At 70.3% G+C, this 9,877-nt stretch carries 9 protein-coding genes; 5 read left to right on the plus strand and 4 right to left on the minus strand.

Annotated features, from left to right (window positions below):
• Nucleotides 1–280: 280 nt before the first annotated feature.
• On the plus strand, nucleotides 281–889 hold the full coding sequence (locus tag FNH05_RS22985; protein ID WP_144590793.1) for an Rv1733c family protein: 609 nt from the start codon (nucleotides 281–283) through the stop codon (nucleotides 887–889).
• Nucleotides 890–892: 3 nt separating this feature from the next.
• On the opposite strand, the gene FNH05_RS22990 is transcribed toward FNH05_RS22985, so the two are convergent.
• Nucleotides 893–1,528, minus strand: coding sequence for an alpha-ketoglutarate-dependent dioxygenase AlkB (locus tag FNH05_RS22990; protein ID WP_144590794.1), 636 nt, complete (start codon nucleotides 1,526–1,528; stop codon nucleotides 893–895).
• Nucleotides 1,529–1,743: 215 nt separating this feature from the next.
• Nucleotides 1,744–2,823 carry an alcohol dehydrogenase catalytic domain-containing protein gene (locus FNH05_RS22995; RefSeq protein WP_144590795.1) on the minus strand — a complete coding sequence of 360 codons (1,080 nt, stop codon included), beginning with the start codon at nucleotides 2,821–2,823 and terminating at the stop codon, nucleotides 1,744–1,746.
• A 188-nt stretch (nucleotides 2,824–3,011) separates the two neighbouring features.
• Here FNH05_RS22995 and FNH05_RS23000 point away from each other — a divergent pair, with 188 nt between their 5' ends.
• Nucleotides 3,012–4,529, plus strand: a complete 1,518-nt coding sequence (locus tag FNH05_RS23000) for an LCP family protein (protein ID WP_144590796.1) — start codon at nucleotides 3,012–3,014, stop codon at nucleotides 4,527–4,529.
• Between the two features lie 22 nt (nucleotides 4,530–4,551).
• Here the strand turns inward: FNH05_RS23000 and FNH05_RS23005 are convergent, their stop codons facing one another.
• Together FNH05_RS23005 and FNH05_RS23010 are read right to left on the minus strand one after the other, a co-directional pair.
• Nucleotides 4,552–6,081 carry a N,N-dimethylformamidase beta subunit family domain-containing protein gene (locus FNH05_RS23005; protein ID WP_246127898.1) on the minus strand — a complete coding sequence of 510 codons (1,530 nt, stop codon included), beginning with the start codon at nucleotides 6,079–6,081 and terminating at the stop codon, nucleotides 4,552–4,554.
• A gap of 42 nt (nucleotides 6,082–6,123) precedes the next feature.
• The gene (locus tag FNH05_RS23010; protein ID WP_186382689.1) at nucleotides 6,124–6,843 is read right to left on the minus strand and encodes an IclR family transcriptional regulator; all 720 of its coding nucleotides are present in this window, start codon (nucleotides 6,841–6,843) and stop codon (nucleotides 6,124–6,126) included.
• 140 nt (nucleotides 6,844–6,983) lie between these two features.
• On the opposite strand from FNH05_RS23010, the gene leuC reads away from it, so the two are divergent.
• The 3 genes from leuC to FNH05_RS23025 form a co-directional block, all read left to right on the plus strand.
• The gene (gene leuC, locus FNH05_RS23015) at nucleotides 6,984–8,420 is read left to right on the plus strand and encodes a 3-isopropylmalate dehydratase large subunit (protein WP_144590797.1); all 1,437 of its coding nucleotides are present in this window, start codon (nucleotides 6,984–6,986) and stop codon (nucleotides 8,418–8,420) included.
• A gap of 31 nt (nucleotides 8,421–8,451) precedes the next feature.
• A complete protein-coding gene (gene leuD / locus FNH05_RS23020; RefSeq protein ID WP_144590798.1) occupies nucleotides 8,452–9,054 on the plus strand; it encodes a 3-isopropylmalate dehydratase small subunit in 603 nt (200 codons plus the stop codon).
• A 217-nt stretch (nucleotides 9,055–9,271) separates the two neighbouring features.
• The coding region (locus tag FNH05_RS23025) for an HU family DNA-binding protein (RefSeq protein ID WP_144590799.1) at nucleotides 9,272–9,877 on the plus strand (606 nt) is incomplete at its 3' end.

Below are 9,877 nucleotides of genomic sequence, written 5' to 3' on the forward strand. Positions count from 1 at the left end.
GTCACGGTCCGTTACGGGCACCGTGCGGGGAATTTCGGCTTGGTAGAGCCATTTGTGCCCTGTTTCCGGACTGTCACCATCATGCTTTCGGTCGATGTTGTCACCGCCCGCATCCGTGTCAGCATGGAACCGGCAACCGTGCGGCGCCGCTCCCGCTGTGCTGTGACCGGTGGCTCAGAGCGGTCTTGGTCTCGTTCACGGGCCGATTCGGGTACCTCGCGGCAAAGTGGGTAACGAAGGTCTGTGTTCGCAGGAAACTGAGAAAGGGGGACTGGTGGCCGTGAGCGGACCATTCGGGTGTTTCGCCCGATTCCGGCGCCGTATCCGCCCGGGGCGAAACCCGCTGGCCCGGCGGTCGGACCGGGTCGAGGCGGCGGTACTGGCCGTGGTCGCACTGGGGCTGCTGATCGCACTTCCGTTCGCCGTGCTCCTGGGCTCGAACACCTATCGGGGGCAGTTGGCCGTCGCCGCCGGGCAGCAGGCCTCCCGGCACCCGGTCACCGCCACGCTGCTGCAGGACGCGCCCACGCCCGTCCCGGCCACCGACGGCGCGTACCTGAGCAGCAATTCGGGTTCGTCCTCCGTGCCCGCGCACTGGCGGGCCGCCGACGGCACCGAACAGACCGGCAGCATCGCCGCCGATCCGGGCACCTCGGCGGGGACGCAGGTGCCGATCTGGCTGTCGGACTCCGGCAAACCCGTGCCCGCGCCGATGAGCACCGCGGACGCGGTGACCACCGGGGTGCTGGCCGCCGCCTTCACCTGGATGGTGGCCGCACTCGGACTCGTCGGCCTGTACTGGATCGTCCGGCTCGTGCTCGACCGCAGGCGCGCCGCCCGCTGGGAGCGCGAATGGGCGCACGCCGGGGATCGCTGGGCGCGCTCCTGAGCCTCACCGGACCCCGCGCGGCCGGAACTGGATGCTGATGCGGGGCCCGACCGGCCTGCCGGTCTTGGGGATGGCGTGCTCCCAGGTGCGCTGGCAGGAGCCGCCCATCACGATCAGATCGCCGGGGCCCAGGAGTTGACGGACGGTCGCGCCACGTTCTCCACCGCCGCGCGGGCGCAGCAGCAACGAACGCGGCGCGCCGAGCGACACGATCGCGACCATCGTGTCTTCCGTCGAGCCCCGGCCGATGGTGTCGCCGTGCCAGGCGACGCTGTCCCGGCCGTCGCGGTAGAAACACAGGCCCGCGGTGCGGAACTCCTCGCCGAGTTCGGCGGCGTAGTGGCGGCTCAGGGCCGAGCGGGCCTCGTCGAGCACCGGATCGGGAAGCTCGTCGCCCTCGCCGTAGAAGCACAGCAGCCGAGGCACGTCGACCACTCGGTCGTACATGCGGCGCCGTTCGGCGTGCCAAGGCACCTCGCGGACGAGTTTTTCGAAGAGCGCGTCGGCGCCGAGGAGCCAGTCGGGCAGGACGTCGATCCAGGCTCCGCGGCTCAGGGGCGTGCGCCGGATTCCCTGCAGGGACCCGACTCCGAGCTCGGTGGACGCGCCGAACAGCGATCCTTGCAGTCCTCCCGTCATGGACGCAGTCTACCCAGAACTTCGAACACCTGTTTGATCACCGCGCGACCCGGCGGCCGCATTCCCTGTTGGACGCCCCGTGAGGGGGCCCCTCACAGCAACCTGCAGGCCCCGGCAAAGTCGCGTGAGTATTGGCCGTGAAGGGTCCCTTCACAGTCGATTCGACTGTGAAGGGACCCTTCACGGCTTGCCCCAGGCCAGCCGAGGTCAGGGGGTCAGGGGCACAGTGCGGTCAGGGCGAACCTTCCGCCGGTCGCGGCCGCGTGGGCCACCGCCTCGTTCGCCTGGTCGAGAGCGAACTCCGTGACCTCGAACCCGGTCAGATCCAGCAATCCCGCCTTCGCCAGTTCGATGAGCCGCGGGCTCGCCTCCCGCGGGCACAACCACTGCCCGCGCACGGTCACGTTGTTGCGCATGAGCCACGGGTAGGGCAGGGCGAGCGGGTCGCCGCCCAGCATGCCGACGCCGCCCATCAGCACGACGCGGCCGTACTCGCGGACGGTCATCGCGGCGGCCCGCACGGCCGTCGTGGGTGCGGCGGGGGGAAGGAGGTCGAGCACGAGATCGATCCCGCCCGGTGCCGCCTCCTTCATCCGCTCCCGGTCCTCGTCCTCGTTCCCGGTCAGGCGCACGGTCCGCAGCCGGCTACCGAAGCGGCGTTCCAGTTCGGCGAGCATCGCTTCGTTGCGGCCCGGCGCGATCACCCGCGCCGCCCCCATCGCGAGGGCGACCGCGACCCCGGCGCTGCCGAAGTTCCCGGTGGCGCCGCTCACCAGAACCGTTTCCCCGGGCTGCAGCCCGCCCGCCAGCAGCCCGCCGTAGGGCACGAGACACACGACGAGTGCGGTCCACCGCCCCGCTTCGGCCGGGTCGATCTCGCCCAGCGGGAAGACGTTCTCGGTGGGCACGAGCAACCGCTCGGCGAACGAGCCCGAGCCGAAGTGCCGCTGCAGGCGCAGTCCGCCCTCGCCCCGGGCGGTCAGGCCCTGCAGGGTGATGTCCGGGGTCAGCGCGTGGTCGCGGGCACGGATCGTGGGGTCGCACAGCACCCAGTCGCCGGGGGCGAGCCGGGTCGCGTCGGGCCCGACGGCCCGCACGCGCCCCACCGAGCCTGCCCCGGGGACCGCCGGCGGTGTGAGGAGGTACTGCCGTTCCCCGCTGAAGACCTCGCCGAGGTAGGGCAGCACGCTCGCCGCCGCCACGTCCACGATCACCTCACCCGTGCCGAGGACCGGATCGGGGACTTCTTCGACGGACAGCGGTGCGCCGAACGCGTTCAATACAGCGGCTTTCATACCGTGATCATGGCTTTGCCGGGTGACCGTCAGCCAGGAGCGCGCTTGTCCCGGTAGTCGCACTACCGGTCTCGGGACGGGCCGAAAAGGGCAGTTCAGGTGAAAGATCCCGGCCCCGGGCCGGAAAGTGACCAGGATCTTTGCGTTTTTTCACCCCGTTCGCAGCTGATCGATGCTTTGCTCAGGGCGTGAGTGCGTCTCGATCGGCGCGGATCATCGGCAGAACCGTGATCGCGCTGGTATCCCTGTCGGTGTTCGCCGGGACCTGGGCCGGCTGGTTCCAGGTCCACCGGCTGACCAGCAGCCTGTCCACGGTCGACGTCATCGACCCCGGTGCGTCCACCAGCCCCGCCGACGAGCAGAACATCCTGCTCGTGGGCCTGGACACCCGCACCGACGCCCAGGGCAACCCGCTGCCGCAGGACCTCCTGGACCAGTTGCACGCCGGGGATGCCAGCGACGGTGGCGACAACACCGACACCATGATCCTGGTGCACATTCCCGCGGGCGGCGGGAACGCGGTCGCCTTTTCCATCCCCCGCGATTCCTACGTACAGCTTGCGGGCAATTACGGAAAGCACAAAATCAACTCCGCCTACACCTACGCACAGGTCGCGGCGATGACCAAGCTGCGCGCGCAGGGGGTCAGCGGTCCGCAGTTGAACGTGCAGGCCGCGCAGGCGGGCGCGCAGAACGCCATCCAGACCGTGCAACAGCTCACCGGACTCAAGATCAACCACTTCGCTTCGGTCAACCTGGTGGGTTTCTACGACGTGAGCGAGGCGGTCGGCGGCGTGCCGGTGTGCCTGCTCGCGCCCGTGCACGACTCCTACTCGGGCGCGAACTTCCCGGCCGGCCAGCAAACCATCTCCGGGGCGCAGGCACTGGCGTTCGTACGGCAGCGGCACGGCCTGCTGAACGGGGACCTCGACCGCATCCGGCGGCAGCAGGCCTTCATGGCGAGCATGGCGCACACGGTCCTGTCCGCGGGGACCCTCACCAATCCCACGAAACTGGGCAACCTGATCGACGCGCTGCGCAAGACCGTGGTCCTGGACCAGGGCTGGGACATCCTGACCTTCGCCCAGCAGTTGCGGAACCTCTCCGGCGGCAAGATCCAGTTCAACACCATCCCGGTGATCAACGTCGACTACAAGACCTCCGACGGCGACTCGATCCAGGTCGACCCCGCGCAGATCCAGGCGTTCATCCGCAAAACCATCGACGGGGCCGACCCCGCCCCGCCATCGTCCACAGTGTCGTCTTCGTCGGTGCCATCCGTGCCGTCCGCGACACTGCCGCGCCCCGCCGCCAGGGTGGTCGTGGACGTGGACAACGGCAGCGGTGTCAACGGCCTCGCCACCCGCCTGCTGCAGGATCTGAGCGCACACGGCTACGGCACCGGCACCCAGGCGAACATCGCGTCCCGCCGCACCACGGTCGTGGACTACGCGAGCGGGCAGCGGGCCAACGCCGAGCAGCTGGCGCGGTACCTCGGTGACGGTGTGAGCGTGGTGGCCGATTCCGCGCTGACCTCCGGGCACATCCGGATCCATCTCGGTGCCGACTACGCCGGTCCGGACCTCCAGCCCGCGGGCAGCGCCTCCGGCGGTTCGGCGCTCGGCGACACTTCCCCTGCCGTCTCGCCGCCGTCTTCCTCCGGGCCGCCGCCCATCATCGCCGACGGCGTCGCCTGCATCAACTGACCCGCTCGCCGCGGCGGATCGCTCACGCGCCGGGGACGTGCAGCGCGGCCAGGTTGTCCCGGGCGGGGTGCGCGGTTCCGGCCGGGCCTTCGGCGTAGGCGGCCAGCAGCCGCTGGGTGATCGCGCCGATCGCACGGCCGGCTTCGGCATCCCCGCCGCTGGCCGGGCAGTGCGCGTCCAGCGCGCAGATCCAGTACTGGGTGCCTGCCGAGAACACCGCGGCGCCACCGGCGGTGGTGTAGTAGCTCACGTCCGCGAAGTCCGCGTGCCCGCCACAGGTCAGCGGGGAGTGGAACAGCACCTGGATGGGCCGGGGCGTGGGCACGGACAGGTCGACGCGCTCGTACTCGTTGCCCACCAGGCCGGGCAGCTTCTGCCCGTTGTGGACGATCCCGCTCAGCAGCCAGCTGGAATCGTCGGCCACTTCGAGGTCCGCGTGCACGGGGTTGCAGTGGTAGTAGTTGCCGAGCAGGACGCTCTCGGGCCGGGGCATCGGTGGCGAACGCCACTCCGGCGTCGCCTCCGCGGGATTGGTGAGGTGGAACGGGTCTTCCCCGAAGGACTTGTAGTCCACCTCCAGCCGGTCCGGCCCGGTGCCGGTGGCCTCGAACCGGATGTGCCGGTAGATCTCGTTCCCGCCGAGGAACGCGAGGTTCACGCCGCGGTCGCGGGCCTGGGTGGTGTGCTCGCGCATCGCGCTCGACCAGTACTCGTCATGCCCGAGCGTCACCATCGCCCGCGCCCCGTCCAGCAGGTGCGGATCGGCGTGCAGATCGACGTCGGTGGCGTAGCCCAGCGGCAGCCCGGCGCGCTCGGCGAAACGCAGCAGCGGGAGTTCGAAGTAGAGGAAGTCGCCCGCTCCCTGCATGTCCTTGGCCTGGTAGGGACGGTCGAAGGACACCGCACGGGAACGGTTGGCGCGTTTGCCGTCCGGGGCGTCGTAGAGGCTGTAGCCGCCCCAGCGGTTGTAGGCCTGCCAGGTGGTGACCGCGTTGACGATCACGATCTTCCCGGCGTTGGAAGGGGTTCGCAGGGTCAGCGGGACGAACTGCTGCGCGCCGTTGTCGCCGTCGAGCCGGAAGAGGTAGTCGCCCGGCGCCCAGTCCCGGGTGGCGACGGTCAGGGAGGGCTCCCACGGGGCCACCACGGTGCTGGTCGGTTTCTGCACGGTCGCGGCGGCCTGACGCCGCCCCGGCTGCTCCGGGGACTTCCACACTTCGAGCGCATCGGAGTCGCGGTAGGCGCCCATCCGGTAGGCGGTCACCGTGTAGTGGGCGGCGGTGGTGCTCACGAACAGTCGCACGTCTTCGCCCGGCGCCACGGAGGTGTGGTCGGCGTACCCCTCGATCGCGTGTTCCGGCCCGGGATGCGTGAGCTCCCAGCCGGGCGTGCCCTGTTGCTGTGACGGCGATTGCGGCGGGGGAGAAGCGGGCGGCGTGGCGGCGGGACCGGTCGGTGCGGTGCCCGCGGTGCACGCCGCCGTCGCGGCCGTCGTCACCACGGTGACCGCGGTGGCAAGGCGAGAAGCCTTGGTATGGCGCCTGCGGACCAAGGCGTTCTCCCTTCGTGGGCGGCGGGTCGTCCCGCCGCCTCGTCAGATCCGTTCCTGCAGTGCCTCCGCCGCGGCGAGCAGATCCGCCGCCCACCGGGCACCGGGTTTGCGCCCGATCCGTTCCACCGGGCCGGACACCGACACCGCGGCGATGACGGTACCCGAGGAATCCCGCACCGGCGCGGAAACACTGGCCACGCCGGGCTCGCGCTCGGCGACGCTCTGCGCCCAGCCGCGGCGGCGCACCTCCAGCAGGGTGCGTTCGCCGTAGACGGCGTCGGCCAGGATCGCCCGCTGGGTGTGAGGATCCGCCCACGCGGCGAGCACCTTGGCGCCCGAACCGGCGGTCATCGGCAGCCGGGTGCCGACGGGAACGGTGTCGCGCAAGCCACTGGACGGTTCCGAAGCGGACACACAGATACGCTGGACCCCGTCACGGCGATAGAGCTGCACGCTCTCGCCCGTGATGTCGCGAAGCTTCGGCAGGATCGAGGCGGCGGCGTCGAGCAGGGGATCGGTGGTGCCCCCGGCGAGTTCGGCGAGCGCGGTCCCCGGCCGCCAGCGGCCGTCGGGGCCGCGGCGCAGCAGCCGGTGCACCTCGAGGCCGACCGCGAGCCGGTGCGCGGTGGCGCGCGGCAGACCGGTCCGGCTGCACAGTTCCGCGAGCCCGCAGGGATCTTCGGCCACCGCCTGCAAGACCGCCACGGCCTTGTCGAGAACACCGATGCCGCTGTGCTGTTGAGAAGGGCTATGCTGTCCCACGAAGCGATACTAGCTTCCCGAATCATGGGAAGTCCACTATCTGGGAAACATCGGACTCGAGTTCCGCGCCCGCACGGACTCGACGCGGACCCGTGACCCGAGTTCCTTTGCTCCCAACCAACCTCCTGGGAGGAGCGCGGATGTCCGAGACACGGCCTCGCACACTGGCCGAGAAGGTGTGGGACGCGCACACGGTGCGCCGCGGCGAAGGCGCCGAGCCCGATCTGCTCTACATCGACCTGCACCTGGTGCACGAAGTCACCAGCCCCCAGGCGTTCGACGGCCTGCGGCTGGCCGGCCGCGGTGTCCGCAGGACGGATCTCACCATCGCCACCGAGGACCACAACGTCCCCACCGTCGACATCGAACTGCCGATCGCCGACCCGGTGTCCCGCACCCAGGTGGAGACCCTTCGCCGCAACTGCAAGGAGTTCGGTGTCCGGCTGCACCCGATGGGCGACGCGGAGCAGGGCATCGTGCACGTCATCGGCCCGCAGCTCGGCCTCACCCAGCCCGGCATGACCGTGGTGTGCGGCGACAGCCACACCTCCACCCACGGCGCCTTCGGGGCCATGGCCTTCGGCATCGGCACCTCCGAGGTGGAACACGTGCTGGCCACCCAGACCCTGCCGCTGCGTCCATTCAAGACGATGGCGATCAACGTCAACGGCAGGCTGCGCCCCGGCGTGACCGCCAAGGACATCATCCTCGCCGTGATCGCCAGGATCGGCACCGGCGGCGGCCAGGGCTACGTGCTGGAGTACCGCGGCAGCGCGATCGAGGCGCTGTCCATGGAAGCCCGCATGACCGTGTGCAACATGTCGATCGAGGCGGGCGCCCGTGCCGGGATGATCGCCCCCGACGAGACCACCTTCGCCTACCTCAAGGACCGCCCGCACGCGCCGAAGGGCGCCGACTGGGACGCCGCGGTGGCCTACTGGCGGCAGCTGCACACCGACGAGGGCGCCGAGTTCGACGCCGAGGTGGACCTCGACGCCGACGAGCTGACCCCGTTCGTCACCTGGGGCACCAACCCCGGGCAGGGCCTGCCGCTGTCGGCCTCGGTCCCCGACCCCGAGGCCATCGCCGACGAGAACGAGCGTCAGGCCGCCGAGAAGGCCCTGTCCTACATGGATCTCGAGCCGGGCACGCCGCTGCGCGACATCCGCGTGGACACCGTGTTCCTCGGCTCCTGCACCAACGGCCGCCTGGAGGACCTGCGGGCCGCCGCGGGCGTCCTGCGGGGCCGCAAGGTCGCCGAGGGGGTGCGGATGCTCGTGGTGCCGGGCTCGATGCGGGTGCGGCAGGCCGCGGAGGCCGAGGGGCTGGACAAGATCTTCGCCGACGCCGGGGCCGAGTGGCGTCAGGCCGGCTGCTCCATGTGCCTGGGCATGAACCCCGATCAGCTCAAGCCCGGCGAGCGCAGCGCGTCCACCTCCAACCGCAACTTCGAGGGCAGGCAGGGCAAGGGCGGCCGCACCCACCTGGTGTCCCCGCTGGTGGCCGCCGCCACCGCGGTCCGCGGCACCCTGTCCTCCCCGGAGGACCTGCAGCCCGCCACCACCGCGTCGAACTGACCCCACAGACCCGGACAAGGAGCCAACCACCATGGAGCCGTTCAAGACTCACACCGGCATCGGAGTGCCGCTGCGCAGGTCCAACGTGGACACTGACCAGATCATCCCAGCCGTCTACCTGAAGCGGGTCGCGCGCACCGGTTTCGAGGACGGCCTGTTCGCCGCCTGGCGCGGTGACGAGAGCTTCATCCTCAACCAGGAGCCGTTCAAGGCGGGCAGCGTGCTGGTGGCCGGCCCGGACTTCGGCACCGGATCCTCGCGCGAACACGCTGTCTGGGCATTGATGGACTACGGCTTCCGGGTCGTCCTCTCGTCGCGGTTCGCCGACATCTTCCGGGGCAACGCCGGCAAGCAGGGTCTGGTGGCCGCCCAGTGCGAGCAGTCCGACATCGAGCAGCTGTGGAAGATCCTCGAGAACGACCCCGGCACGGAGGTCACGGTCGACCTCGAGGAGAAGACCGTGCGGGCCAAGGACTTCGTCGCCCCCTTCGCCATCGACGACTACACCCGCTGGCGGCTGCTCGAGGGACTGGATGACATCGCTCTCACCCTGCGCCACTCCGACGAGATCGCCCGGTTCGAGGCCGAACGTCCCAGCTGGCTGCCGGTGACGACCGAAACGGCCACCTCGTAGTCGTAGATTCCCTGCTCAGCAAGGGAATCGCGGGCACACCACACCACGCCGAACGGCGCGCGGAGCCCCCCTGTGGGGTCGCTCGGAGGGCGGAAACCACCCTGGCGGGCAGGAAAAATTCCGCGCGCCGTTTGGAATTTCCGGCCGGTTGGTAATACCGTGTGCGCAAGTCGGCCGATGTGGCCGTGTGACAAGTAGTTCTTCATGGAGGACTGGAATGGCCAACAAGGCCCAGCTGATCGAGGCGCTCTCCGAGCGTTTGGGCGACAAGAAGGTTGCGTCGGAGGCCGTCGACGGTCTTGTCGACATCATCATCCGTACGGTCAACAAGGGCGAGAAGGTGAACATCACCGGCTTCGGTGTGTTCGAGAAGCGTGCTCGTGCGGCCCGGACCGCGCGCAACCCCCGCACCGGTGAGACCGTGCGGGTGAAGAAGACGAACGTCCCCGCGTTCCGCGCCGGCACGACGTTCAAGGATGTCATCAGCGGCGCGAAGAAGCTGCCGAAGGCCACCGCGGTCAAGCGTGCCACCACCACGACCCGCGCCGCCGCGGGCACCACCGCCACCCGGGGCACCACCGCGCGCGCGACCTCCACCCGCGCCACCGCGACCCGCCCGACGGCGACCCGCACCACCACCGCCACGCGTACGCGGGCCACCGCTGCCGCCGCCACCAAGGCGGCGCCGAAGGCGACCGCGGCCAAGGCCACCACGGCCAAGAAGACGACCGCCGCCAAGGCCGCACCGAAGGCGACCGCGGCCAAGGCGGCCACCACCACGAAGACCGCGGCGAAGAAGACCACCGCGGCCACCACCCGGAAG

The organism is Amycolatopsis rhizosphaerae (genome assembly GCF_007713715.1).
Classification (GTDB): domain Bacteria; phylum Actinomycetota; class Actinomycetes; order Mycobacteriales; family Pseudonocardiaceae; genus Amycolatopsis_E; species Amycolatopsis_E rhizosphaerae.